Here is a 25,673-nt window from a genome sequence, read left to right as displayed (position 1 = left end):
TTGCCGGCGCTCGCTGGCAGGCATGGCAACAAGGCTATGTCGAAGTGTTTGTATCGGTGAGTGAGTATGAATAAGCGCTGCTATCGTTTGCGATTCAATCAGGTTCGGGGTCAGTGGATGGTTGTTGCCGACATTGTGGTCGGTTGGGGAAAAAGCCATGGCGGGAGGGCCGCCAAAGCGGCAGGTCGGCCAGGCGGCGTCAATAGCAGACGGCATATCGCAGGTTCATCAGCGTGGCTACTGGGCAATGGGTTGCCTTCTGTTAATCTGCGACCGCTTGCGCAGGCATTATGGCTTGCCGGTGCCACAGGTCTGCTCGCGGTTCTGTCAGGCAAGCCTGTTCAAGCCCAGATCGTCGCCAATAAAGCCATGCCGGCGCATACGCAGCCGGTGATTGTGACAACGGCTAACGGGCTGCCGCAGGTCAATATCCAGACCCCCAATGGCGCGGGCGTCTCCATGAATAATTACAGCCAGTTCGACGTGCAAAAAAGGGGCGCCATCCTGAACAATTCCGTTACCAGCACGCAAACCCAGCTGGCTGGCTGGATTCAGGGCAATCCCCTGCTGCCCGCCAATAGCGCCCGTGTGATCGTGAACCAGGTTCAGTCGGCCAATCCCAGCCTGTTGAACGGGTACATTGAAGTGGCGGGCCAGCGCGCCCAGGTGGTGATTGCCAACCCGGCCGGTATCAGTTGTGACGGCTGCGGGTTTATTCAGGCCGATCGTGCGGTGCTCACAACGGGACAGGCTAATCTGAATCCCGCCACCGGTGCACTGGATAACTACGTGGTGCGCAGTGGATCGGTGAAGATCGCCAATATGGATGGCAGCCAGACGCCATACGTGGATGTGCTGGCCCGTGCCGTCACAGTGTCCGGCGCCTTGCGCGCACAGCAACTGGATATTAAAGCTGGTGTCAACACGATTGCGGCCGATACCGGCGTTGTGACCATTGATGCTGCCGCAACGGATACAGCCAAACGCGAGGGAGCCAATACACAGGGCAACAAAGAAGATAATCGGCCAGCAGCCATTGATGTGGCTGAGCTTGGCGGTATGTATGCCGGCCAGATTACCCTGCTGGCAACTGAACAAGGGGTGGGGGTGAACAATGCCGGCCATATTCAGGCGGCAGGCAATCTGACCGTATCCAGCGACGGGCAGGTGCACAATCGCGGTAATCTGGTCTCAGATGCTCAACTGCAGGTGCAATCTGGTTCATTGCGTAATGACGGTACGCTCTATGGACGTTCCCAAACCGTTGCTACGACCACCGGGCACTTGCAGAATAACAGTCAGATTCTGTCAGGCGGCAACATCATGCTGGACGCACGCGGTGCGCAAGGGCGGCTGGAACTGGCCTCTGGCAGTCAATTGGCGGCGGGGCTGCAGGTGCCGGGTTCAGCAGACGGGCAGCCTATGCCGTCTGACAGTGCCAGCGGCAACCGCCTGACACCCGGCCGGTCCATTGCCTTGCAGGCCACGCAGCAGGCAGGCCTTTCCGGCACGATTCAGGTGAATGGCGATCTGCTGGCCCAGGCAAACAAGCTGTCTGTGGCCGATAGCAAAATAGAAGTCGAACACATTCGCCTTGACGCCCGCCAGGGTGACTTGCAGGCCAATAATGCGCAGATCTCGGCAAACACGCTGGCGCTCAACACCCCCCAACAGTTATCGACCGAGCATGCCCATATTCAGGCAAAAGATCTGCAACTGAACGCCGGCAGTATTCGCAACCGCCAGGGCCAGCTTGTGCATACCGGCGCGAACCCTTTTGTGCTGAAAACGGGTGAGCTGGACAACCGGGGCGGGCTGATCGCGGCGACGTCGGCCAACCTGCAGATCAGGACCGACAGCCTGGACAATACCGACGGGGCTGTGCTGCAAACGGCACCCACTGCTGAATCTGCGAACCTGGATGTGACCAGCCGCAGGCTTATCAACACCCGTGGCACGATTAGCAGCAACTCGGGCCACGTCAGTCTGGCGCTGAGCGACAACGGTGTGTTGGAGAATCAGGCCGGAAATATCCGCAGTGGCACGGGGATGACGTTGCGTGCCGGCGGTATCGATAACCAGGCGGGCAATATACGCGCTGGCGAGCGCTTTGAACTGCAACTCGCTCAGAACGGACAGGGCGTAGATAACCGTCGCGGCACGCTCACTGCCCGGGCACTGGATGGCCTGAGCACCAGCACGCTGGATAACCGCGAGGGCAGGATTGAAGTGACCGGTGAGAACGGCTTGTGGCTGGCGACAACAGGATTGTTCACCAACCAGCAGGGCGCCATTGTGCTGAAAGGCCCGCTAACCGTTAAGGCAGGCACGGTGGATAACCGCAAGGGCCTGCTTTCGTCACAAAAAGATATTCGTGTTCAAAGCGATTCCGGCCTGAATAACGAAGGCGGGCAATTGCTTAGCGGTCAGACGCTCGCCTTGGACGTGGCTGGCAGCCTGAACAACCAGAATGGCCGCTTGCAGGCGAAGAACGCGTTACAGAGCGACAGTCAGGGACTGGATAACCGCCAGGGCAAGATCAATGCCAACGCAGTGAGCGTGGATACCGTCGGCGAAGTACTGAACAATGTGCAGGGCATGGTGCGGGCTGTGCAAACCCTGCACATCCGCAGTGGCGAGGTGAACAATGATGCGGGTCTGCTGCAGGCCGGGCAGGCGCTGGACATCAACACCGCCGGCCATCGCCTGATCAATACCCATTCCGGCAAGGATAAGGGCGTAGCCAGCGGCGGCACCCTGCAACTGACGGTGGAGCAACTGGACAACCAGCTTGGCTTTATCGGTGCAGGCAAGGCGGCGACCTTGATCGCCAGCCAGTTGGATAACCGGCAGGGGCGCCTGGTGGGCACTGACAGCTTGCATGTGCAGGCGACGGATCTGGATAATCGGCTCGGCTCTATCGGCGCGGGTAAGGCGGCGACCTTGATCGCCGGCCGGCTGGACAACCGTCAGGGGCGGCTGGTGGGAACCGACAGTTTGCAAATTCAGGCTGCAGCTCTGGATAATCGCGAAGGCGACGTGCAAAGCGTCAAGGACATGAGTCTGAAGCTGGGCTCTGCCCACCTTGACAACCGCGCCGGCTTGATCCGCGCAGGCGCTTCGCTGGACATTCACGCAGCCGCCATCGATAACGAAAACACCTTCAATGGTGACCGCACGGCGCAACAGCAAAAGGGCATTCAGGCTGACACCGTGTCACTGGCCGGCCGCACACTGTCCAATCGCAACGGCTTTATCGCAGCAACGCAGGCGGTCAATTTTACCTTGTCCGACTCACTCAATAACGAGAATGGATTTGTGACCTCGCTTGGTACGACCCGAATCAGTGATCCGTCGGGCGCGCTGGTTCTGAACAACGAGCAGGGCTATATCAGTGCCCAGAACAGGCTTCTTGTACAAAGCGGGCAATTAACCGGGCAGGGAACCCTGGCGGCAGACCAGCTGGCACTGAATCTGAAGGGCGACTACCACAATACCCACACGCTGATCGGCCAATCGCAGCTGGATCTGACCACGACCGGCGATCTACGTAATGACAGTAAGCTGGCCTCTGGTGGCACCCTCACACTGAATGCACGCCATATTCAAAACGCGCAGTCCGGCCAGATTCAAGGCAGACAAGCCCGCGTGAATGCCACGGGTACGCTGGAGAACCAGGGCCTGATCAATGGCCAGGACATGCGGGTCGCTGCCGATCAAATCCGCAATATCGGCGCCGGCCGCATTTACGGCGTGCGCCTGGGCCTGCAGGCCAGGGACATTCTGAACGCCGCTGCACAGAATGGCTTGAGCCAGGCCGGCACCATCGCCGCTCACGAGCGGCTGGATATCGGCGCGCAAACCCTGTCCAACCAGAACGGGGCGCTGATCTATAGCGGCGGGGATGCGGCTTTCGGGCGAAGTCTGGATACAGACAATCACGCAACGGGTACCGCGTCTTCGATTGTGAATAACGGATCGATTATTGATATCGCGGGCTCGGCGACGATTGATGCTGAGCAGCTGAAGAACGTGAATGCGGATTATCGAACCGAGTTGCAGCAGGTGGAAGTTATCCGAAAGATTGTGGAGTTCGAGCCTATTCCGGAAGATGGTCCTTATGACCCAAGGGTGCACAAGCGGTATGGCACTGATTTGGCCTTGGTGATCGATGACGATAAATCAATGCTGTATTTCGCAGGGCCGGAGGGCCATCTATGGGGTATTTTTGGACAACCAGAGTCGCCTAAAGTTGGCAAGCGCATCAAATGGGTTTCAGGCAGACGTGGATTCCCCCACAACTATTATCTTGATGATCGGTGGATAGGCCTTGCGCCAAGTTATTTTGTTTCCTATCCAAGACCCGTTTTTGACCCCTCTAGCGGACGTTTCCTTGAGAGTAATATCGTTTACGATTTGCTGTACAAACCCGATGATCCCATTTGGGAAAAAACCGGTATTGCAGCCCCTGACCCTAATGTTCCAGCACCTGAAATCGAGGTATGCAGCACCGGGCCGAATCGCTATTGTTGGTGGGTTGTGAATCCAGCGATGGAAGCGTACATGAAGAACAACCCCAGCTATGATCAGCTTAATGAGCTTATCTCACGATATAACAGAGATATCCAGGGCTATCACGAGGACATGTACCTGCAATTCGAGTTCGATCGCACCATAGAAGAGACGCGTATTACGCACAGCAAGCCGGGTGAGATCAGTATCGGGAAAAACCTGGCGCTAACAGGTGGCACGTTTACCAATGATAAAAGCAGGGTATTGATCGGCGGGGCACTGACAGGCGCGGTGCAGTCCATTAACAATATCGATGATGAAAACGCCATTCGTCGGATCACCGATGTTGGACGGCATCGCAAACACAACAATCGCGACAGATACGAAGGCTGGATAAAGTATAAAGATCCTCGAGAGGAACACATCACGACAGGCGTGACCGTGGTGCAAATGGGCGCAAACAACCCCGGCCGCACGGTAAACATCGCGCCAGTTCCAGATCAACCCTCACCCATTGCCGTAACCGGCGCTGTCCCCGTCACCCCCGTCGAGCTGGACGCAACGGCACGCCAACCCATCAGCGAAGTGCCACTGGCCGAGCCAGAAAAAACACAGACAGGGCCTGGCACGGTTGTCCGCACGACCATCCCCCGGCTGACACTACCCACTGCCAGCCTGTACCAGATTCGCCCGCAGAGCGAGGGCGGGCCGTTGATCGAGACCGATCCGCAGTTTACCCAATACGGCAACTGGCTGACCTCAAACTATATGCTGGACAAGCTGAATCTGTATCCTCAGAATACCCTCAAACTGCTGGGCGATGGCTTTTACGAACGGCGCCTGGTGAATGAGCAGATTGGCCAGCTCACCGGTCGTCGCTTCCTGGATGGATACGACAACGATGAGCAGCAATATCGCGCATTGATGAACAACGCGCTCACGTTCGCCAAAAAATTCAATCTGGTGCCCGGCATTGCACTGACCGCCCAGCAGATGGCGCAGTTAACCAGCGATATTGTCTGGCTGGTAGAGCAAACGGTGACGCTGCCCGATGGTACGAAGCAGCAGGTGCTGGCACCGCAGGTCTACGTGAAGGTACGCAAGGGCGATCTGCGTAACGATGGCGCATTAATCGCTGCCGACACCATCAAGCTGGACGCCGATACGGTATACAACAGCGGTACTGTTGCCGGCAGACAGTTGGTGGATATCACTGCCGACAGTATCAAAAATATGGCGGGTGGGCGCATTAATGCCAACAAAATTGCGCTCACCGCCGCAGATGATATCCGCGTGACGGGCGGGGCGATTACCGCAGAACAGGCACTGAAGCTGCAGGCAGGACGCGATATTGAGGTGGCCAGCACGCTCACGCATTCGGACAGTCGTTCGGGTCAGGACCGTTACCAATATACCGGCATCGATCGCCTGGCTGGTCTTTACGTGACCGGGTCGCAGCAACCAGGGCAGTTGCAGGTGCAGGCCGGACGCAACCTCACGCTGACCGCCGCTGCGGTAGCCAATGCCGGCAAGGCCGAGGGCAGCAGTACCACCTTGCAAGCCGGTAACAACCTTGCCTTGAAGACCCTCACCACGAGCAAAAGCGACCTGGTGGTGAGCGATGCCCGGAATTTTGTACAAAGAGCGACGTCGCAGGAGGTGGGCACGCAGATCGCCAGCGAAGGCGACATCCGTATGCTGGCGCGCAATGATGTCTCGCTTCGCGCAGCCGATGTGACCAGCCAGCAGGGCGCTGTGGCGGTACAGGCAGGGCGCGACATTCGCGTTGAGGCCGGGTCGTCAACGCTGTCCGGCACCCTGCAGAATTACGAGAGCAAGAGCAGTGGCCTGGCAACAAAAACATCGACTATTAAAAGCGATGTGCACCGGCAAACCCTGCAGGGCAGTGCAGTGAGTGGCGACACCGTCAGTATGCTGGCAGGGCGCGATTTGAATATTGTTGCCAGCGACGTGGTCTCGGACAATAACACCACTTTGGTCGCCAAAAACAACCTTCGGGTCGAGGCGGGCACAGAAAGTAGCCGCGAGCACCATTATCGCAATACCACCAAATCCGGCATTCTAAGCGGTGGAACACTGGGCTTTACCATCGGATCCCAAAGCAGTACCTCGCGGATGGATGCAGAGGGCACCATGCAAAGCCAGGCGCGCAGCAGCGTGGGCAGCCTCAAAGGCGACACCCGATTGCTTGCCGGAGAACAGCTCACGGGTCGCGGATCAGATGTACTGGCTCAGGGCGATGTGCTGCTCAAAGGCAAGGCAGTGCTTATAGACCCGGGCAAAGACCAGCGGCGCAGCAAAGAGGTGCATGAGTTCGAGAAAAGCGGTCTGACCATTGGTCTGGAAGTGCCAGTGGTCCAAGCCGTACAACTGGCGATACGTACTGCCGAACAAAACGGCAAAAGCAAAAACGCCCGCGTGAACGCAATGGCCGCCGCCAATACCGGCTGGACCAGCTACAAGGCCGGGCAGGAAGTGGGCAAGATGGGCGACGCCGTGGCGCAGCTGCAGGCGGTAGACGCCAAGGGGGCCGCCAGTATTTCCGGCATCAAAATCGCCATTACCGTTGGCAGCCAAAGTAGCCGCAGCAGTACCGAAGTGGAGCAAACACAAACCAGCGGCAGCCAGGTACTGGCCCAAAACACCGTCACAGTACTGGCCACCGGCGCAGGGGCCGACTCTGACATCACCGTCACGGGTTCCGATATTGCTGGCAAAAAAGGTACAACGCTCATTGCCGACGATGCGATTAACCTGACCGCCGCAGCGCAAACGTATAAGGAGCGCAGCAAAAACAGTTCAGCCGGCGGCAAAATCGGCGTATCGGCCGGCTACGAAAACGGCTCGGCCGCCATCGGTATTACGGTAGGCGCCAATGTGGGCAAGGGCAGTGGCAAAGGCGATGAAACCCGCTATGAGTACACTCATGTGGGCGACCGCAATAGCCAAACCGTGCTGCACAGCGGCGGGGCCACCAGCCTGAAAGGCGCACAGGTAACTGGCTCGCAGGTGGTGGTGAAAGCAGCGGACCTGTCCATAGAAAGCCTGCAGGATAACTCCACCTACAAAGGCAAACAGGTGAACGCCCAGGGTGAAGTCACCATTGGCTACGGGGCATCCGGCTCAGGCAGCGCCTCGAAATCCAAAATCTCGGCCGACTACGCCAGTGTGAACGCGCTATCGGGCATCTTTGCACGAGACCAGGGCTATCAGATCGACGTAGCCGGCCACACCGACCTGACAGGCGCGGTCATCACCTCCAGCGCGCAGGCAGAAGCTGCAGGCAAGAATCGCCTGACCACAGGCACGCTGGCAGCGCGCGATGTCAACAATTACAGTCGTGTGAAAGCCAGCAGCGTTGGTATTGGTGGCGAAGGCGGGTTCATGCCTGGCGGCAGCACAAGCTTTCAGTCCAATATGGGTTTTGGCTCGGTGAGCAACAATGATTCCAGCGTCACGCGCAGCGGCATCAACACGGCCAACATCACCATTACCCAGCCCGAAGCACAACAGGAACGTACCGGAAAGTCCGTTTCTGACACCATTGTAGAAATCAAAACGCCACTCACGAGCGACGAAGCGCTGGGCTACACCGGTCTGGGCAATAGCTTTGACAAAGAAGCGGTACAAAAAGAAATCGACCAGCAAAGAGAAGTGTCGCAGGACTTCAGCAAATACAGCAAGCGGGCAGCCGGTGAACTTAAAACCCGCATCGCCAGCAATGACGCGCAATTTGAGGCAGGACTGATAACAGAAAAAGAGCGGGACGAGCGCAATGCAACGTTGCGTAACTACGCCTGGCTACTGGAAACAGTGTCTGCCGGCCTGGCCACCCCCTCCAACAGCCTGGGCGGTTCGCTGGTAGCTGCAGCCAGCCCCACCATCGCAGGAGAAATCGGGCAACAGTTTAAGCAGGCAGGTAAAGAAGGCACTGCGGGCCATTACCTGGCGCACGCCGGCCTGGGCGCGATAGTGGCCGCCGCGACTGGCAATAGCATTGCCGGAAATGCACTGGCTGCTGCCGGCGCTGAAGCGGCTGCACCGGTAGCGGCTAGCTGGATCTATGGGAAAGATGTGAGTCAGCTGACGCCGGATGAGAAGGAGATGGTGAGTTCGATTGCCGGTCTGGCTGGGGCAGGATTATCAGGCGCTGTTGGTGGAGACAGCCGTAGCCTGGTAAGCGGCGGTGTGGTAGGGCACACGGCTGTGGAGAATAACTATTTGAGCAGCGCGCAGCAAGCTCAACGCGAGAAAGAGTACTCAGAATGCCTGACTCCGGTTTGCAGAGTAAGTACTCGCGTCAAATGGACGGCGATCAATCTGGGTCAAGATGGCACTTTTGCAGCAGGCATGGTTGCCGGTGTTCCTGCCTCGATGTACGAAGGCATGGAAGCCTTCGTGAAAATGGGCCTCAGCCCAATTGAAACCCTCGAAGCGATAATGTCGTTGGTTATGGGTGGAGACTTGGTTGGCACGGTTGCTGACAGTATCACACAGTCGTATATCGAACGGATTGAAAGGTTGGCGACGGAGTATGAGCGAGCCGGGGCCGCAGGATCATTTAAAGCGGGTGTTGAAACGGGTAAGTTATTTGTAGATGCAGCAGCGTTGGCCACAGGAGGCGCCGGATTGGCAAGATCGGGCGTAGTCCTTGTAGAGAAAATCGTTGCTAAAACGCTTGCTAAAAAAGCGGCATCTGTAGTAGATGTTGGGAAAAACATACCTGATATAAAACAAGTCACCGATATAAAACAAACAATAGAATCAAAAAGGCCAAGCCACAGAGAATCGGAAATTGCCATCGGAAAAGATCTTGGAGAAGGGTGGCGGCCGCAAGTAAGTTTTAAAGATGGGAAAGAGGTTCCTTATGGGACAAAAGGCAGTGTTCGACCTGATTGGTGCCTAGGTAATGTATGTAGCATAGAAGTAAAAAACTACGACCTAGCAAAAAATCAGCAGAGCCTAGTAAACAATGTTGCAAAATAGGCGACTGAACGTCAATTGCATTTGCCGAAGGGAATGACTCAACAGGTAATTATTGATAGTCGAGGGCAAACAATATCATCATCTCAGGAAGAGGCAATAGTTCTTGGTATTGTGCGGAAATCTAACGGCGCGTTAAAATCTAAAGACATAAGGTTCAAAGGAAAATGAATATGAAAAACGTCGGTTTTAAGGGTGGAAGTTCGATGTTCGAAGTAGGAACTCCTGCAGAAATGGAGGAATTTTTTAATTATCTTCGTGGGAAATTAGTATCTCGCGAAGATTTAGAAATACTTGATAGGCTTTACAGGAAATATATCGCATATGATGATCTTGATAAAGTATCTCAACTAGTAAGTAGCTTAAGAAGCAATCCGGCTTTGATGTTAGATAAAAAATATCTAAAAAACCTGGATGCAATAGAACATTGCATAGAATCTGCTAAGGTTTTCTATAAGAACTGGGGCGAATATGTACCGTTAAAAGTGGGTGTTACGGATGTCCCGTATTATATAGATGACGAGCGGCTTCCTTTAGAGCTTTACGATGCGCTGACAAACGATGACCCACCATTTTGGTTGCGTTAAGTGTTAATAGTTGTTGTGGTGGAGGCTTATCACTGAAATACAGGACCAAAGCTATCAGATTGAAGTGGCGTGTCACACAGATCTGACCGGCGCGATCATCACCTCCAGCGCCTCTGCCGAGTAGGAAGCTGAAACCGCCCCGCCACCGGTAAGCAGGACGGACGTGATATCAAAAACTACAGCCGCTTCAAGGCCGCCAGCATGGAAATTGCTGGCGATGGCAGCCCCATGGGTGGCACCAGTCGTGGAGTCAGCAAGGGCCTGATCGCCAGCATGGGATATTGGTCGGTCAGCAGCAACGAGACCAGCGTCACCAAAGCGGCATCAACACCGCTAACATCATCATTACCCAGCCCGAAGCACAGCAAACAAGCACGGGCAAATCCGCTGCCGAAACCATTGTTGAAATAAAGACGCCACTCACGAGCGACGAAGCGCTGGGCTACACCGGTCTGGGCAACAGCTTTGACAAAGAAGCGGTACAAAAAGAAATCGACCTGCAAAGAGAAGTCTCGCAGGACTTCAGCAAATACAGCAAGCGGGCGGCCGGTGAACTTAAAACGCGCATCGCCAGCAACGACGCGCAATTTGAGGCCGGACTGATCAGCGAAAAAGAGCGCGACGAACGCAACGCCACACTACGCAACTACGCCTGGATCCTGGAAACCGTCTCTGCCGGGCTGGCAACCCCATCCAACAGCCTGGGCGGATCGCTGGTAGCTGCAGCCAGCCCAACCATCGCAGGGGAAATCGGCAAACAGTTTAAGCAGACGGGCAAGGAAGGCACTGCGGGCCATTACCTGGCGCACGCCGGCCTGGGCGCGATAGTGGCTGCCGCGACCGGCAATAGCATCGCCGGAAATGCACTGGCTGCAGCCGGCGCTGAAGCGGCTGCGCCGGTTGCGGCCAGCTAGATCTATGGCAAAGACGTTAGCCAACTGACGCCGGATGAGAAGGAGATGGTGAGTTCGATCGCTGGTCTGGCTGGTGCCGGGCTGAGCGGGGCTGTTGGCGGCAATGGACAGAGCTTTGTAAGCGGTGGCGTTGCCGGGCGAACGGCGGTGGAGAATAATTATCTGACTTCGAGCCAACTGGAAGGCTTTGCACAACGGGCTCGAAATTGTTCAGGAGAGTCGTGCAAGAAAGTCATCCAGGACATGGTGGACACCAATATTCAACAGCAGGAGGAAATGATGGCTGTATGCTCAGCATCGCCTGAGCAGTGCCGGGAAAAATATGGCTATTTGGTTGACCAGTGGGATGCTTTCGATACAACAATAAAGAGATTGGACGCAGACAAAACACTGCCTGGCAAGTTCCGTGACTATATGCCTGCTGTTTATATGTTGGATAGGGAAGCGGCAAGCCTTACGGCTGAGTATGGCTGGACCAAACGTTTAGAGGCGATGGGGCTGGATACTGAAACGGCGCAAATCGTGGCAGCGGCTCTGCCTTCGATGGTTGGTATGCCAAAAGGACGAAGCGCAGGAAACGGCAAAGTAGGCATTCGTCAGCCTAGCCCTAATGTTAAACAGCATAAGGAACAAATTGCCGCTGGCAAAAATCCTGCCGAGGCACAGTCGCCATCTGTTTCAACGAAATCACTATCGTCTTCCAAACTGAGCGAGGCGCAACGACAGGACAAGAAGCGGGAACTGTTTGACAATTTCACGGGTGGTGCTAGTCGTACTCGAAAAGCGCAGATTACGATTGACGGAAAGCAGTACACAGCTAACCCTGAACTTAGTAAGAATGCGCCAGTATTTGACGGTGTTCCGCAAGGCAAAGTGCTGCAGTACTTTAAAGATTTGGCGGGCATCGAGGCCTTGCCTACGGCAAAGCCCATGGCGGCTATTGATGTCTATGGTAATCCTGGAATTCGCTATACGATCGACAAGGACGGATTGACCTACAATTTGCGGAGTGGCTCCAGTTCCGTGGACAGCACCGGAGCGAAATGGACAATAGAAATAAATGGACTAAAAGGTCATGAGATTAATGGACGTATACTCAACCACAGGCGTATAGAGGTGAAGTTTAGATGAAAGAAATACTCGAATTTACAGATGATGAATGGCAAGAAATAATACGAGGGATTGAGGGAAGTAGTGCTGCTGCCCTTTGGGATGAAGCAAATGACAATGATAGAGTAAGAAATGCCTCATATGAGGACCGTAAACAATTTTTTCTTTCCGCTATGTGCCGTTTAATGAAAGAAGGGCGAGTGAAGATAGCTTCTAGTGGCGTTTTTTGGGACGGAACAATAGAGGAACAAATTCAGCGGTATTCGGATCGTTGGCCGAGGGACGAGAGTCAATTAGACAAGGCAGATTTTCAGCTGATTGAGGTCGACGGCTTACTTTGTTACTGGGCCCAAGGCGGGTTCGTATGGGTCTACGAAGACGGTTTTATGGAGTGGACTTGAGCAGCTCTCATATTGCGATTCAAAGATTAAGGATCGATTGTTAATACAGATTGTCGATAATTGGTTAAAGCGGAGAGAAAAGTTGCGGAACATAAAAATCTTATAAAGAGCAGATACATTTATGTCGAATTTTTTTAATTTGCTTGGTCCCGGATACCTTAAAAGATTCAACCGGCTTCGACACAACTTGTAGATACGATAAAGGAAGAGGTTAAATGAGAATTCGGGAACCGGATGGGTTTAGTGTTGACATTTTCTCCATATATTGGTTCGGTAAGGAAACCTATTTTTATGGAATGCCTAAAAATTATGGTGGCTTACAGGCATATAAAGCGGAGGATGTGGCGATTATTGATAATAATATCGGTTTCAAAACAGTTTTCTTTTCGAAGGGTGATGCAAAGAGTGTCCATCACTGGGACTTGATTCAAGAATCATTATTAGATGATTTACTTGAGTTAGATGAAACAGCGTATAAGAGGTTCGTTGATATTCTGAAATCTGAAGGGCAATTAGATGATTCTTTTTACTAATAAAAAAGTCTTCCAGGGTGATAGCACATCAATACGGTTAACCGGGTGCTCGGCAACCACGTTCAGAACGTGACGCAAATAGTCCATTGGAGTCGCTAAAAATCCGAGAACAGGTGAAATAAGTAATGCGTTTATTAAAATGCCCCCAAGGAATACTAAATGACAAATGATTTAGTTTGGTTGAAAAAAGTGGAACAGTATCTTCTGGATAATGGGGGCGGTGATTTATATTGTTTTCTAGAAGTAATGTATATAGAAAAAAAATTGAATTTTCGACAGTTTATTTTTGATGCGTCTAGAGGGTTGGGATGTGTTGTTTCTGAAGGATTAGAATATGTTTTGGACAACGATATTGATGACCCAAACGAATTCGACAATGTAACGTTTATCATTGGAGGTCATGAAAGCTCAACATTGCGCCCTCAAAAGTTTGTTGAACTGATGCAGGTTGTATCGGATAGTTATATACGTGAATACCCACGTGATAAAGAATTTATAAATCAATCCATGAATATGCTCAAAAAACGTTATCAGCATTTTAATTGTGGAGAGTAACCTTTTGGCAGAAGTGGCATCGTTTTTTCGGACAGTATTCTGAAGTTTTAAGTGGAATGCATTGAGAAAATCATGATGCCGTTTTAATCGCAGGCAACGTCGCGAAGTGTGTTTCGTCTGGAGTCTGATCCGCCAGCATGTAAATAATTGGATATTTACTATGTCATTAGTTAGCTTAATGAAATCATCGCTGGACAGTAATGATGATGTTTTATACCGGACGTTTCATGAACGTAACGTAAACTATTTGGAACGAGAAAACCAAGCGGATAAATTTAAGATAATTTGGAACATTGATGATGCATCACCATCTGTTTTTAAGACGCCAGATGATATTTTGTTACTTCTAGAAGATCTAGAATCTCTTGTACAAGAAGCATTCAAGAATAATGATCATGAGATGCTCAATCACTTAAAAGAAATAGTAGTATTGTGCAAATTATGTTTATGGAACAAGGGAGAACTCTATCTGGAATTTTCTCCGTGGGGAGTCAATCTCGATCAATATCCTAGCGAAATTCCCGAAAAATACAGATTTAACATTTCAAAAATAGATTAAGTACTTAGAATAATTGGTCGTAGCTGGATAATTCGTTTTTCCGTCAATGTGTTTTTTTCTTGCGAACTCGCATCCGAGGAAATGAGCGTTGGATCATCTTCTGGTTGCAACTAGGCTGCAATCTAAGTCTTGGATAGAGATAACTAGAAAACGTTCGCGTTACTTCGCTAGGAGGCTTGACGATTCCAAGCAGTAAAGCTTTTACATGGCGTCGACAGAAAAAATCGAGTCTAGGCGAATAGCGTTGGTGTCGGTGGTGAAGGCGGGTTCATACCTGGCGGCAGCACAAGCTTTCAGCCCAACATGGGTTTTGGCTCGGTGAGCTGCAATGATTCCTGCGTCACGCGTAGTGGTATCAACACGGCCAACATAACCATTACCCAGCTCGAAGCACCGCAAACACGCACGGGCAAATCGGCAGCCGAAACCATCGTTGAAATCAAAACGCCACTCACGAGCGACGCAGCGCTGGGCTACACCGGTCTGGGCAACAGCTTTGACAAAGAAGCGGTACAAAAAGAAATCGACCTGCAACGAGAAGTCTCACAGGAGTTCAGTCCCCGCTTTTAACGCTCGTTAACTGTTGAATATTAAGCTCCAAAAACTCGTCCTAAATAGTTCACGCCGTTATTCTGTTCATCAAATAAGATAAATCCCAACAGATTTAATCAACATTAAGGAAAATCTTCGAATTTAGTCGGAGAATTTCGAATGACCTTGTGGCCGAAATAGAAATCGCTATTTGGGGAGCCACATCTGTCTACTCAACGACAGTGTGTCGTTAAGAAAATCCGCCGCCGTATTATGAAAAATATTCCCGCGCCCAGGGAAGAGAGACGCTGATAGCGAAATGGTGCTTGACTGAAAAAGGAACATCGAAGTGAACAAATTCGTAGCCAAGACAAGAAGTTTAGTCTCTGGTACGTTCAGCCTGCCCATCACTTTTTGGCTCTGGGGTGTCGCGGGTGGAGTATTGCTCGACATAGTGGGATGTGGTGGTATTCATTATGGTTTTCTTCCTGTATACGTAGTGGCCAGTATTCTAAAGTTCGTCCTTTTCGCTATGGTGCTTTCTGGATTATTTTTTATTCTAAAAAAAGAAATAACTTTGCTTGCCTTGATCGCGTTTTTCGTCGTTCTATTGCAAGTTTTGTTGGGAGTTGTAAAAGTCATGGGCTTTTCAGTGGCATTGTATGAATGGTTTTTATATGACTTTTCATTAGGGTAGCAGGAAGAAGCGGGAAGCAGTGCGTTAGGGAAAAGTAAAGGATGCCGGCTAAAACCAAAAGAACAATTATGGTTTTTACCTTATTAGGTACATGGATTGGGGGAGTGCTTTATGAGTGCTTTTTATTACTCAGGATGACATTTTCTTTGGGGTATTTGGATTATTGTGTGAGTGACATAGTTGTCTACTTATACATGATCGCTTTACCTGTCAGCGCGCTGACAGGATTAATTTTTCTGCCCCTTGCCTACGTATCTGGGGTTGTTGCCTCGTCTTTGAAGCTAAAGAGAAAGCTCATTTCACTTTTGTTTATTTCGGTTTTTAGCGGGGCCTTAAGCCACTTTTATGCCCATATAATTTCGTCGTTTTTTCGCGTTTCCGCATATTTTAGAAACAACCATGATTGCGTCACTGGCATCCCTAGTATGCGGACTGTACGCTTTTCCGGAGACGCAGCAACCCGTTAAGAGTAGTAACCCTTCCAACATTTTTTGGAAATCTTCTGTAGAGGATTTTCTCGTCTCAGACGAGATTCTGCAGCAGATTTGGGACGCTGTGCAAGGTAGAGATGCGAGTACATTGTGGATATATGTTTGTTCGAACGCACCTCGAACATCAGCAACGTCATATCAAATGTGCAAGAGCTTTTTCCTTTTTGTCGTGCACCGTCTGATGAAGGAAGGGCGACTGAAACTTGCTTATAGGGGGAAATATTGTTCTGGGTCGATTGAGGAGCAAGTGCAGGACTATTCAGACAGATGGCCCGAGGACTGGGATATGCTGGATCGAATCAATTTTCAATTTACGGTGGATTCGGATGGGCGTTTTGTTGACTTCTGGCCTAAATGTGGATTTATATGGGTTTACAAAGATGGATCCGAAATATGGACGTATACCGCACACAAGCTGCAACGGTGCTACTGGGATGCAGACCATGAACAGAGCGAAAGAGTTTTTTAAAACGGTCTTACTGTTTACATTCGTTGGGTGTTGGATTGGCGGTGTTTTGTTCTTTTTTCAGTTCTATATATTGTCTGTATTTGAGAGGGCAATAAATAAAGATCTATGTTTTGAGATCGTATTTTTACCCTTCCAAGGTGCAATTGGTATTTTTTTTGTTCCGCCCGCATTTTTTACCGGATGTATTGCGGCGCTGTTACCGAAAAAAAATAGAGTAGTTTCTGTTGTTTTGACTGCAATCGTCGGGACTATATCAAGTTACGAGCACGCAATCTGGATGTCAAGCATAGGCAATCAGGAGTTTGCGCTGGTGAGTGCTTTGCTGGGTTTAGCTGCATCTGTTGCTTGCTCCTTATATACCTTTCGAAAGAAAGAATGATCTACTGTCAAACAATTGATGGCCTGGCCGATGAAAGTTCAGAGCAGGGCTCATTGCCGCCCATTCCGGAATAGGTGTACTGTTGCGGGCACCTACCGGCAAAAGCCTGGTAGGGATTACGTCAGTGGTGAATAACTAGTTGAGCGGCGCGTAGCAAACTCAAATGATTAGGGCTATTTAGAAATTAGTCGGTAAATGAAAGTGCTGCGAAAGACTTTAAATGATACGCGGGTGTAAAGGTGAGTAAGGAAATAAGCAGATATGCGATAGTGTTGGATGATGTACCTCTATCAGGAATAATAGTATATTTTAAGGAATTGACAGGAATAGAGTTCTTACCTACACCCGAGCCGCTGCCAAATGCATTAGATATTTATGGCAACCCTGGAATGCGCTATACGGTGAACTCCGAAGGAGTTACTTATACGTTGCGAAATGCATCGCGGCCATCTGATATCTCTGAGATAAGATGGTCCCTTGAAGTAAGAGGGGTTAGAGGGACTGAGGTTCGCGATAAGCGATTGGCGCGAACAAAAGTTGAGGTTAAATTTAAATGAAATACCGGGAAATATCAGCGGAAGAATTACCAGATCTTCTTGAGTCCATTGAAGGATGCGACGCGGATGCATTGTGGCTATACGTATGTGGAAATGGGTCCCAAACTACAACGATGACCTATGAGCAACGCAAACAATATTTTCTGTCGATCATGCATCATTTAATGAACGAAGGCCGATTGAAAATTGCGTATCGTAGGCAATTCTGGGAGGGTACTATTGAAGAACAACTTCAGAGATACTCTGACCGTTGGCCAAAAGATGAAAGGATGTTGGACAGCGCTGATTTCCAACTGACCAAAGATTCATCGGACGGTACCCTTTATTATTGGGCTCAAGGCGGGTTTGTTTGGGTTTGCGACGACGGGTTTATGGAATGGACTTGATGTTTTGAAGAAAATCCTGGAAGTTGCAAAGCTTGCGTTTTCTGAGACAAGGAGAAGGTGAGTTCGATCGCTGGTCTGGCTGGACTATTAAGGGGACCGAAGTTATGGAAGTTAATTCTTTAAAATGACGGCAGAGAATGTTAGTTAAGGAAAAATTGGAGCGTTTTGCTTATTTGTTAGAACTAGGTGGATACCTTGACTGGTCAGAGAAAATAGGCGATTTAGCAAAAAGATACGAGTATGAACCCGAGTATGTTCGTCGTACTTTATTAAATTTATATGGAGGCATGGGTTCTCTGAATGATCTTTTAATATACAGAAATGGACAAATTTTGATTACCGAGACTGAGGAGTTCGGTCAACTTCGAGTTGATATTTTTAATGTCATCTCATGAAGTGTGCTGGTTCGAAATCTGGTCGAGACAGTTTGAAAAGCACGTATTTACTGACGATCTGCTTTAGGCAAGAATATCTCCGGTAAGGAAGCTTGGCTACAACTCGACGGCTAGTTCGATCGCTGGTCTGGCTGGATCAGAAATCAACGATTACCAAGGGCGAAATGAAATGAGTGTTTATCCCATCCCCTATGATTTTATTAACAAAATCATAGAATTATCTTGGTGCGATATTAGATGGGGTTATGAACGTGAGATCATCACTTTAGACATACCTATTAACGAAGCAGAAAGGAGGGTACTTTCGGGTAGTTACACTGATCGTGAACTCGAATTGTCGTTCGTAATACCAGGACAATCAGATGAAGTAATTTCTCTTCTAAAGCTCCTATGCTCAGAATGTGAAATGGACGATGAGTCTACAGCGAAGCAAAAGTGGCTATTTATTGTTCTTCGTTGGCTATGGGAAAATCGTCACAGCTTCAACGATCCGTTGAATGAAATTGCCGGTATTTACGCTGATTTTTCATATCCGGCTGAAATCGAAGGGTTTGTTAATTACATGCCTCCTTCTGATGGATATGATCCCGTGATTCATACGGAGACAGAAAATATCAATCGTCTAATGGACAATTGGAGATATTACTTAGAAAGAACATCTTCTGTATTTGAGCGTTAAACAAGAATGTTTTAATTATCAATGTCGCTAGACAGGTGATTGAGCGGTAGAAGCGTTTGCCGAGAGGAATGAATCAAGCAGTTGTTATAGATATTCTTGGGCAGGAAATTTCAGTTCAAGATCAGGCAGCTATTCGAAAGACGATTGCGGATCAATCGAATGGAACAACCTCCATTTCGCCAATTAGGTTTAAGATTAAATGAAAAAAGTAGGTTTTACTGGAGGCGCTCTTGTTGTAGAGTTGGGCTACTCGCGCGACATGTTGTTCTTTTTCGATTGTTTGAAGTTTGTTTGTGAACGACAATATCCAGAGCGAAACTGGATTCTCTTGACCGAGAGATTATTTAAATATTATGTGCGTCGAAACGAAGTTGATGAGACTAACGAATTGATGCAAGAGGCATATGATATTTTTTCAAAAACATCCACGAAATCGGTAGATTTTTCCGAAATAATACAAGACTCATGGGCTAGTGAGCTAAATATCAGTTTAAAAACACTGTCTGATGTTTTTTCGCGTTACTTTAGTGCTTTTTTTGAGTGCTATGAATCGGCCAAGTTAATGTACGATGAATTCAAGTCGTATCCTGACTACCAGTACGAACCAATCAGGATAGTGCTGACAAGTATGCCTGAGCACTTAGATGATATGCACAGAGAATTAATACAATATGATGCCTTAGCTCGGGAGGATTCTCCTTTTTGGTTAGATTCCGAAGGACAGTGAACTCGCCGAGCCTGTAAAAGATAGCGCAATGCGGGCGATGTAAGCCGCAGAAAGAGCTCCATCGCCGCGCATGGGAAGCAGCCTGTCCAACCCCTTAGAACAAAACTTTATCAGCCCCTTTCAGCCCCAGAATCTCACGAGCCTCAGCAGGGCTGGCCACTTCGCAGCCCAGTTCTTCAATAATACGGCGGATCTTGGCAACTTGCTGGGCGTTAGACTCTGCCAGTTTTCCGCGAGAGATCGAGAGGGAGTCTTCCAACCCGACCCGTACGTTGCCGCCCATTTGGCTTGCCGCAGTTGCAAGTGGCATCTGAACGCCACCCGCACCCAGCACAGACCAGCGGTAGTCATTGCCGAACAGGCGATCTGCAGTACGTTTCATGAAAATCAGGTTATCGACTTCCGGGCCGATGCCACCCAGGATGCCGAAAATAAACTGAATGAAAACCGGTGCCTTGAATAGGCCGATATCCATGCAGAAGCGCAGATTGTAAAGATGGCCCACATCGTAGCATTCGTGCTCGAACTTGATGTTGTGCTGTGCAAGCTGAGTGGCAGCGTTTTCAATATCCGCGAACGTATTACGGAAGATATTGTGGTCAGAGCCGGCAACGTAGTCGCGCTCCCAGTCGAATTTCCATGTATCGTAGCGCCTGGCCAGGGGATGAAAGCTGAAATTCATCGAGCCCATATTCATAGAGCACATTTCCGGAGAAAAGCGCAGGGCAGGCGTGATTCGTTCTTCAATCGTATTGGTCAGGCTTCCACCCGTCGAGATATTGATGACGGCATCGGTCGCCTGGCTGATGGTTGGCAGGAATGCTGCGAAGGCGTCCGGGTCAATCGTCACGCCGCCGTCATGGGGGCGGCGCGCATGCAGGTGTAAAATAGATGCGCCTGCCTCTGCTGCCGCCACTGCCTGAGCGGCGATGTCCTGTGGCGTGTAGGGCAGGGCGTCAGACATGGTTGGTGTATGGATTGCGCCTGTCACGGCGCAGGTAATGATGGTGCGTTGTTTTGCCATTATTTCCTCAAGAATATTGAATCAATCATTGCCCGTCATTAGCCGTTATTGCCCATCATTGATTGATAGGGACTCAACAGGTCGTCAAAGCGGGCTATGTTGGAGAAGTTCGGTAAGGCGCGCGCGGTTTGTGCTTCGGTTACCAGTTCCACGACACGGTCATTGAATGGTGTTGGCACTCCGTGCTCGCGTCCGGTGCTGCAAACGATGCCATTGATATAGTCGATTTCCGTATCCCGGCCTTTTTCCAGGTCTTGCAGCATAGAGGCGCGCAATTGCCGGTGCTGGCTCCAGATGGTTCTGATCAGCGGCAGGACGGTTTGTACATCGGCGGGTGATGGCAGGGCGAACTGTTCAAAGTCTTCACCCTGCATCGGTGCCATACGATGGCCCGCCGCGTGCGCAGCGCTTACGGTTTCGTCGGCAAGAAAGGCCACACAAAGCAGGGCGCGTGGATCGTCCAGTACTTCTCCGAAGGTGCAGCCAAGCGCAGCGGACATGCCGCTGAAGGTGGCATTCATGAGTACCTTAGACCAGCGGATACCCATCAGGTCGGCCAGCAGCTCGGTTCGGCCGACGCATGCAAGGTAGTCCTGCACGATCTGCAAGCGGGGACGCATGGTGCCATCCATCTCGCCGATTTCGAAGGCGAACCGGCTCACGGCGTCGGCGGTGGTGGTCAATTGTGATACGCCCGGTCCGATCCAGGTTGCACCAAATCCGACCGCGCCGCCCAGGGTGCGATCCTGTCCGACGACAGCCGCGACCGATGGTTCGGGAATGCCGTTTTGCAGCGTGCATACGATGCTGTCTGTATGCAGGTGATTCAGCAGATGCGACAGTACAGCCTGGTTGGCCGTCTGCTTGCTCAGTAGAAAAACGATGTCGTACGTGCCGTTCATCTGCTGCGGCGTCAGGGCCTGAACCGGTACGATCAGATCCATTTCGCCGGTGATGCGTGCGCCAAGATCGTTTAGTGCATTAACATGAGCCTGATTCGTGTCGACCAGATCAACCGGCCGACCCTCCCTGTTCATCAATGCACCGATAATGGTGCCCAGCGATCCTGCGCCAACAATTGCTACTCTCATGCTTTACCCTTTGCCTCCAGTGTAGGGGTGCTCGTTACATCATGTACCTGATCACTTTCACGACGGATGCGTAGTGTCACCGCGCGGGTTTCAGGGCTGACTTCAGGCTCGAAATACGCCTCGTATGCTTCTTTCGGTGGTGGCGGGCTCAGAAATACCCCAGCCAATGTTGCGATCAGCGACAGCCCGGCACCAATTACGAAGGGATTGTCTGCACCCATGGCTTTGGCGGTGATAAAGCCGATAATTCCTACGATAATGCCTGCGTAGGCACCCGCACGATTCATGCGTCTCCAGAACAACCCCAGCCAGACCGGCCACATAAAGGCCGCGCCGAAAGCACCGTAAACATAGGTAAAGCCCATGGCCAGAAGTAAGGGCGGTTTGATCGCGCTGAGTACCGATAGCACGCCAAGCGCCAGCACGGCATAGCGCAGATGACGCGTTGCGCGCTCGTCGTCGAACTGGCGTTCAGGGTAAAGCGAGCGGTACAGGTCATAGTAAAGAGATGTACCGCAGTTCAACAACATCGAATTGGCGGTCGATACCGCAGCTGCAAGCAGTGCGATCAAGGTCAGGGCACCCACGAAAGGTGGTGCATAGTCCTGTACGATTAACGGCATGATGTAATCCGTGGTTTTATCCACCGGGAGGCTGGGCAGCAAAGCCTTGGCACCCAGGCCGATGATGATCAGGCACAGAAAAATCGGAATGAGCGCAATTACCGTCCACATCATTTGAAGGACAGCCGCCTTGCTGTTTTTGGGTGCCATAAAGCGGTTGATCCAATGCGGTGCGACCGAAGCGCCAATCGCATTTGACATAAAGATACCCAGCAACACAGACCAGCCGAAAGTGCCGGCGGGCGACAGTAAAATGCCCGGCTCCAGCGGCTCACCGCCGACATTGACCGGCGCGGTGGTGGTCGCGACTGCATCCAGGATTGGGCCAATACCGCCGGTTGCATATAGAATAGCGCCGGTGCCAAAGGCCAGTCCGACCAGGATAAGTACGGCATTGAGTGTATCTGTGGCTGCTACCGACCAGAACCCGCCCAGCGAGGTGAGCGCCAGCAGAATCAGGAAGCCGAAGATGGCGTACTCATAGGGAATACCGGTGATGGTATTGAAGACGATGCCGAATCCCACTACCTGTAAATGGCAGAAGATGAAATAACCGACCAGCATCAGTACGGCCACAATCAATTGCAGGCCGCTAATGCGCTGAAACGGCTCGAACCGCAGACGGATAAATTCAGGAAAGGTCCGCGCAGGCAGTTCGGGACGGCGTACTTTATAGGCCAGAATCGGCATCACCGCCGTGGCCAGGAACCAGCCGGCCACCCAGCCGATGATCGCTGCGATGCCGGTACGGTAAAGCTGTCCGGGCACACCCATCACCGACGCCACGCTGACCCATGTCGCAACAGACGTGCCCACGCCCAGTAGCAATCCCATCCGATGCCCGCCGGTTGTGAAATCGGACAGCGATTCAACCTGCTTCATACTTTTAACGCAGGTCCAGGTTAAAAATACCAAGTAGGCGCCAAATACAATGAAATATGACAGACTCATCGCGCTTTCTCCTCATACTGAAAAAGCTTGCCCGTGGCGCCCCATCTGCGTACGCCCGACGCTTCAATCCTGTGACAAAGATAAGCTGCGATTGCAATACAAAATGCAATGCTCGCTCCCCAGAAACCTAATGCGATCCACATGGTTGCATCCTCCTTTCGGTTGTTGTCCGAGCATTCTGTCGCTCGCTTGATTGGTATTTTTGCAAGTCTATGACAGACCGTGCATTTGCGTAAGGTTATAATCGGACGCAGACAAGTCCTTGCGGGACATTAATAATCAAAGGGGGCTGATATGTATTCAGGGCTTCCGCTACCGGATGAGCGGATCTACGCGCCATACAAGATTCGCGCGCTTGTTGAACTCCTGGAGGAACAGGACATTGCCCCGTCCCAAAGCCTTGCTGGCAGTGGGGTAAGCCTTAAAGATCTTAAGGATCCCTACGCGCTGACTTCTATACGGCAATTTATGGCCGTTTGCATGAACGCCCTGAGCCTGTCGACCGACTCGGCCACGTCTTTCAAGCTGGGTTCCCGGCTGCGCGTGTCATCCTATGGTATGTATGGCTACGCGTTATTATCCTGCCTGTCTATTCGCGACTATTTCAGGCTGGCGATCAAATATCGACGTCTGGCAACGCCGCCCATGGACATCGCATGGAGCGAGCAGGACGACCTGGCCATATGGACGTTTCCAGATGTCTTTGTCCTTAACCCCTCACAGAGCCTTCGGCAGTTCCTGCTTGAGCAGCAGTTCAGCGTGCACGTCACGCACCTTCAGGATGTGGCAGGAACACACTGCCCACCCATCAGCGCCAGCTTTACTTATGAGGCTCCTCAGTCTGCGGCGATGTACGAGCAGTATCTGAACTGCCCCTGTTTTTTCGGCCAACCCAGATGTGAGCTGGTGTATGCGCGTGCCGTGCTCGATCAAAAGCCGATGATGGCCCACGAGCTGACCTCCGCGTTGATGCAGGAAACATGCGATCGCCTGATTGGCCAGGCAAAAATCGGAGCCGGTACCTCCGGTTCGGTGTATCGCATATTGATGGAACAACCCGGAGCCTTCATGGGAATGGAGGAAGTCGCGAACGTATTGCATCTGACCAGTCGAACACTGCGACGACATCTTAAAGAAGAAGGAACCACTTTTCAGGCGATTGTGGACGACGTACGCTCGACACTGGCGCGTGAGTATTTAAGCTCGACGAAAATGAGTATTCTGGATATTGCCATGTCGCTGGGATTTAGCGATGCAGCCGCTTTCCGAAAGGCGCTTAAGCGATGGACAGGCAAAGGGCCGGCGCAATTTCGGCGATAGGGGCGGGCATCAAAAAGTTTGGTGCAGATGCGTAGCGTTGAGGGCGATACGTCGTTGTATTGGATACTGATTCTCAGGTCACAGGCGATTCAGGGGATATGTGATCGATCTTTGGCCCAACATCGGTTCCGTATGGGTATGTTAGATAAAAGCGAAGAGTGAGGCTATACTGCCTTCCATGACACAATACGCTCATCCGATATGTGTGAATTCCATCACAACCATAATAAAGCGCTGGTATATCCAGTAGGATTGGATATGATCTGACGCTCTCTACGCGACAAAACCTGTATAAGAACCCACGCACATCACGTCCTGCCTGGGCTCGTGAACAGACATTGAGAAACATATGACCTTGCAAAAATCTGTAATGCTGACCCTGAGACCGCTGGAAAGAACCGATTTGCGCTTCGTACACGGGATTGATAACGATGCGCAAATCATGCGCTACTGGTTCGAAGAACCGTTCGAGACCTTTACCGAATTGAGTGAGCTGTATGATCAGCACATTCATGATCAACGAGAACGGCGCTTTATTTGCGAAAACCCCGAAGGAGAGGCGGTTGGCCTGGTGGAGCTGGTGGATATCAATTATATTCACCGCCGCGCAGAGTTTCAGATCATTATTGCACCTGAATGGCAGTCACGAGGGTATGCGCAGGAAGCGACGCGACTGGCCATTAACTATGCGTTCCGAGTACTGAATCTCCATAAAATTTACCTGGCCGTAGATGTAGAGAACAAAAGCGCCATCCATATTTATGAAAAATGTGGTTTCGAGGTAGAGGGGCGGATGCGTGAAGAGTTTTATAGCGATGGTGATTATCACGACGCTTTGCGCATGAGTATTGTGAGACGTGGGGATAGCTGATAATCCCTGTCTTGTATTTATTACAGGGGCGTGTCTGCAAAATACGATAGATTCGCGGCGCGACCCGATAATCTCGCTTTAAAACCCACCAACACAGATGCAATATGTACGCTTCGTGTGTGAAAACTCCTTCATATTTGCAAAAATCCCCTCTAAATTGTGACTAGTTGAAACGCCAGCCCGTGTTATCTGATGACGCGTCACTCGACGGTAATAAAACAAACCTACACTCGCCTGCATGACATCAATATTACGTCAGGCTGCTGGTTATAGAAGCACGAGAATCACGCCAGCAAGACTGAATCGA

21 protein-coding genes are annotated in these 25,673 nt (G+C 51.1%); 18 read left to right on the top strand and 3 right to left on the bottom strand.

The genetic code is table 11. From position 1 onward, the window contains the following. Positions 1–66: 66 nt before the first annotated feature. The 16 genes from MIM_RS23450 (at position 67) to MIM_RS18575 (ending at position 19,486) form a co-directional block, all read left to right on the top strand. Positions 67–9,519: a two-partner secretion domain-containing protein gene (locus MIM_RS23450; RefSeq protein ID WP_025374280.1), complete on the top strand. Its 9,453-nt coding sequence runs from the start codon at positions 67–69 to the stop codon at positions 9,517–9,519. Positions 9,520–9,689: 170 nt separating this feature from the next. Further along, positions 9,690–10,103, top strand: coding sequence for a hypothetical protein (locus MIM_RS18645; RefSeq protein WP_025374279.1), 414 nt, complete (start codon positions 9,690–9,692; stop codon positions 10,101–10,103). Between the two features lie 281 nt (positions 10,104–10,384). Then, positions 10,385–11,017, top strand: a complete 633-nt coding sequence (locus MIM_RS18640; RefSeq protein ID WP_025374278.1) for a hypothetical protein — start codon at positions 10,385–10,387, stop codon at positions 11,015–11,017. Then, the gene (locus tag MIM_RS18635) at positions 11,018–12,148 is read left to right on the top strand and encodes a VENN motif pre-toxin domain-containing protein (protein ID WP_322786695.1); all 1,131 of its coding nucleotides are present in this window, start codon (positions 11,018–11,020) and stop codon (positions 12,146–12,148) included. It begins immediately after the preceding gene. Next, the gene (locus tag MIM_RS18630) at positions 12,145–12,528 is read left to right on the top strand and encodes a DUF596 domain-containing protein (protein ID WP_025374276.1); all 384 of its coding nucleotides are present in this window, start codon (positions 12,145–12,147) and stop codon (positions 12,526–12,528) included. The genes MIM_RS18635 and MIM_RS18630 overlap by 4 nt, the downstream gene beginning before the upstream one ends. Before the next feature lie 215 nt (positions 12,529–12,743). Continuing rightward, positions 12,744–13,061, top strand: coding sequence for a hypothetical protein (locus tag MIM_RS18625; protein WP_025374275.1), 318 nt, complete (start codon positions 12,744–12,746; stop codon positions 13,059–13,061). A 159-nt stretch (positions 13,062–13,220) separates the two neighbouring features. Further along, entirely contained in the window at positions 13,221–13,616 is a 396-nt protein-coding gene (locus MIM_RS18620) for a hypothetical protein (RefSeq protein ID WP_025374274.1), read from the top strand. Positions 13,617–13,776: 160 nt separating this feature from the next. Next, complete coding sequence (locus MIM_RS18615; protein WP_025374273.1) at positions 13,777–14,175, top strand: hypothetical protein; 399 nt, start codon at positions 13,777–13,779, stop codon at positions 14,173–14,175. Positions 14,176–14,493: 318 nt separating this feature from the next. Beyond that, a complete protein-coding gene (locus MIM_RS18610) occupies positions 14,494–14,745 on the top strand; it encodes a hypothetical protein (protein WP_144084687.1) in 252 nt (83 codons plus the stop codon). A gap of 310 nt (positions 14,746–15,055) precedes the next feature. Continuing rightward, positions 15,056–15,403: a hypothetical protein gene (locus tag MIM_RS18605; RefSeq protein WP_025374271.1), complete on the top strand. Its 348-nt coding sequence runs from the start codon at positions 15,056–15,058 to the stop codon at positions 15,401–15,403. A 399-nt stretch (positions 15,404–15,802) separates the two neighbouring features. Then, a complete protein-coding gene (locus MIM_RS23720) occupies positions 15,803–16,363 on the top strand; it encodes a DUF596 domain-containing protein (protein WP_025374270.1) in 561 nt (186 codons plus the stop codon). Beyond that, positions 16,338–16,742, top strand: coding sequence for a hypothetical protein (locus tag MIM_RS18595; RefSeq protein WP_025374269.1), 405 nt, complete (start codon positions 16,338–16,340; stop codon positions 16,740–16,742). Before MIM_RS23720 ends, MIM_RS18595 begins: the two co-directional genes overlap by 26 nt. Positions 16,743–17,295: 553 nt before the next feature. Beyond that, entirely contained in the window at positions 17,296–17,685 is a 390-nt protein-coding gene (locus MIM_RS18590; protein ID WP_025374268.1) for a DUF596 domain-containing protein, read from the top strand. A 137-nt stretch (positions 17,686–17,822) separates the two neighbouring features. After that, entirely contained in the window at positions 17,823–18,080 is a 258-nt protein-coding gene (locus tag MIM_RS18585; protein WP_025374267.1) for a DUF6966 domain-containing protein, read from the top strand. A 169-nt stretch (positions 18,081–18,249) separates the two neighbouring features. Next, a complete protein-coding gene (locus tag MIM_RS18580; RefSeq protein WP_025374266.1) occupies positions 18,250–18,759 on the top strand; it encodes a DUF2247 family protein in 510 nt (169 codons plus the stop codon). A 199-nt stretch (positions 18,760–18,958) separates the two neighbouring features. Continuing rightward, positions 18,959–19,486, top strand: a complete 528-nt coding sequence (locus tag MIM_RS18575; protein WP_025374265.1) for a hypothetical protein — start codon at positions 18,959–18,961, stop codon at positions 19,484–19,486. Between the two features lie 94 nt (positions 19,487–19,580). Here the strand turns inward: MIM_RS18575 and MIM_RS18570 are convergent, their stop codons facing one another. The 3 genes from MIM_RS18570 to MIM_RS18560 are packed head-to-tail and all read right to left on the bottom strand — an operon-like array spanning position 19,581 to position 23,175. After that, positions 19,581–20,510 (bottom strand): BKACE family enzyme, encoded by a 930-nt coding sequence (locus MIM_RS18570; protein WP_025374264.1) that lies wholly within the window; start codon positions 20,508–20,510, stop codon positions 19,581–19,583. 38 nt (positions 20,511–20,548) lie between these two features. Further along, positions 20,549–21,601: a ketopantoate reductase family protein gene (locus MIM_RS18565; RefSeq protein WP_025374263.1), complete on the bottom strand. Its 1,053-nt coding sequence runs from the start codon at positions 21,599–21,601 to the stop codon at positions 20,549–20,551. Continuing rightward, entirely contained in the window at positions 21,598–23,175 is a 1,578-nt protein-coding gene (locus MIM_RS18560) for a sodium:solute symporter family protein (protein ID WP_025374262.1), read from the bottom strand. Before MIM_RS18560 ends, MIM_RS18565 begins: the two co-directional genes overlap by 4 nt. A gap of 294 nt (positions 23,176–23,469) precedes the next feature. On the opposite strand from MIM_RS18560, the gene MIM_RS18555 reads away from it, so the two are divergent. Beyond that, on the top strand, positions 23,470–24,495 hold the full coding sequence (locus tag MIM_RS18555; protein WP_025374261.1) for an AraC family transcriptional regulator: 1,026 nt from the start codon (positions 23,470–23,472) through the stop codon (positions 24,493–24,495). 349 nt (positions 24,496–24,844) lie between these two features. Further along, complete coding sequence (speG, locus tag MIM_RS18550) at positions 24,845–25,366, top strand: spermidine N1-acetyltransferase (RefSeq protein WP_025374260.1); 522 nt, start codon at positions 24,845–24,847, stop codon at positions 25,364–25,366. Positions 25,367–25,673: the final 307 nt, after the last annotated feature.

It is taken from the genome of Advenella mimigardefordensis DPN7, from assembly GCF_000521505.1.
In the GTDB taxonomy this organism is placed as follows: domain Bacteria; phylum Pseudomonadota; class Gammaproteobacteria; order Burkholderiales; family Burkholderiaceae_B; genus Advenella; species Advenella mimigardefordensis.
Note: the sequence above shows the minus strand (reverse complement) of the source record. Positions and strands in the feature narration are given on the sequence as shown.

Bases quoted from the DNA above. Each gene is read 5' to 3' on its own strand.
- MIM_RS18575 (WP_025374265.1), top strand. From the start codon at position 18,959: ATGAAAAAAGTAGGTTTTACTGGAGGCGCTCTTGTTGTAGAGTTGGGC.
- MIM_RS23720 (WP_025374270.1), top strand. From the start codon at position 15,803: ATGATTGCGTCACTGGCATCCCTAGTATGCGGACTGTACGCTTTTCCG.
- MIM_RS18565 (WP_025374263.1), bottom strand. From the start codon at position 21,601: ATGAGAGTAGCAATTGTTGGCGCAGGATCGCTGGGCACCATTATCGGT.
- MIM_RS18645 (WP_025374279.1), top strand. From the start codon at position 9,690: ATGAAAAACGTCGGTTTTAAGGGTGGAAGTTCGATGTTCGAAGTAGGA.
- MIM_RS18630 (WP_025374276.1), top strand. From the start codon at position 12,145: ATGAAAGAAATACTCGAATTTACAGATGATGAATGGCAAGAAATAATA.
- MIM_RS18625 (WP_025374275.1), top strand. From the start codon at position 12,744: ATGAGAATTCGGGAACCGGATGGGTTTAGTGTTGACATTTTCTCCATA.
- MIM_RS18595 (WP_025374269.1), top strand. From the start codon at position 16,338: ATGAACAGAGCGAAAGAGTTTTTTAAAACGGTCTTACTGTTTACATTC.
- MIM_RS23450 (WP_025374280.1), top strand. From the start codon at position 67: ATGAATAAGCGCTGCTATCGTTTGCGATTCAATCAGGTTCGGGGTCAG.
- MIM_RS18560 (WP_025374262.1), bottom strand. From the start codon at position 23,175: ATGAGTCTGTCATATTTCATTGTATTTGGCGCCTACTTGGTATTTTTA.
- MIM_RS18620 (WP_025374274.1), top strand. From the start codon at position 13,221: ATGACAAATGATTTAGTTTGGTTGAAAAAAGTGGAACAGTATCTTCTG.
- MIM_RS18615 (WP_025374273.1), top strand. From the start codon at position 13,777: ATGTCATTAGTTAGCTTAATGAAATCATCGCTGGACAGTAATGATGAT.
- MIM_RS18590 (WP_025374268.1), top strand. From the start codon at position 17,296: ATGAAATACCGGGAAATATCAGCGGAAGAATTACCAGATCTTCTTGAG.
- MIM_RS18555 (WP_025374261.1), top strand. From the start codon at position 23,470: ATGTATTCAGGGCTTCCGCTACCGGATGAGCGGATCTACGCGCCATAC.
- MIM_RS18570 (WP_025374264.1), bottom strand. From the start codon at position 20,510: ATGGCAAAACAACGCACCATCATTACCTGCGCCGTGACAGGCGCAATC.
- MIM_RS18580 (WP_025374266.1), top strand. From the start codon at position 18,250: ATGAGTGTTTATCCCATCCCCTATGATTTTATTAACAAAATCATAGAA.
- MIM_RS18585 (WP_025374267.1), top strand. From the start codon at position 17,823: ATGTTAGTTAAGGAAAAATTGGAGCGTTTTGCTTATTTGTTAGAACTA.
- speG (WP_025374260.1), top strand. From the start codon at position 24,845: ATGACCTTGCAAAAATCTGTAATGCTGACCCTGAGACCGCTGGAAAGA.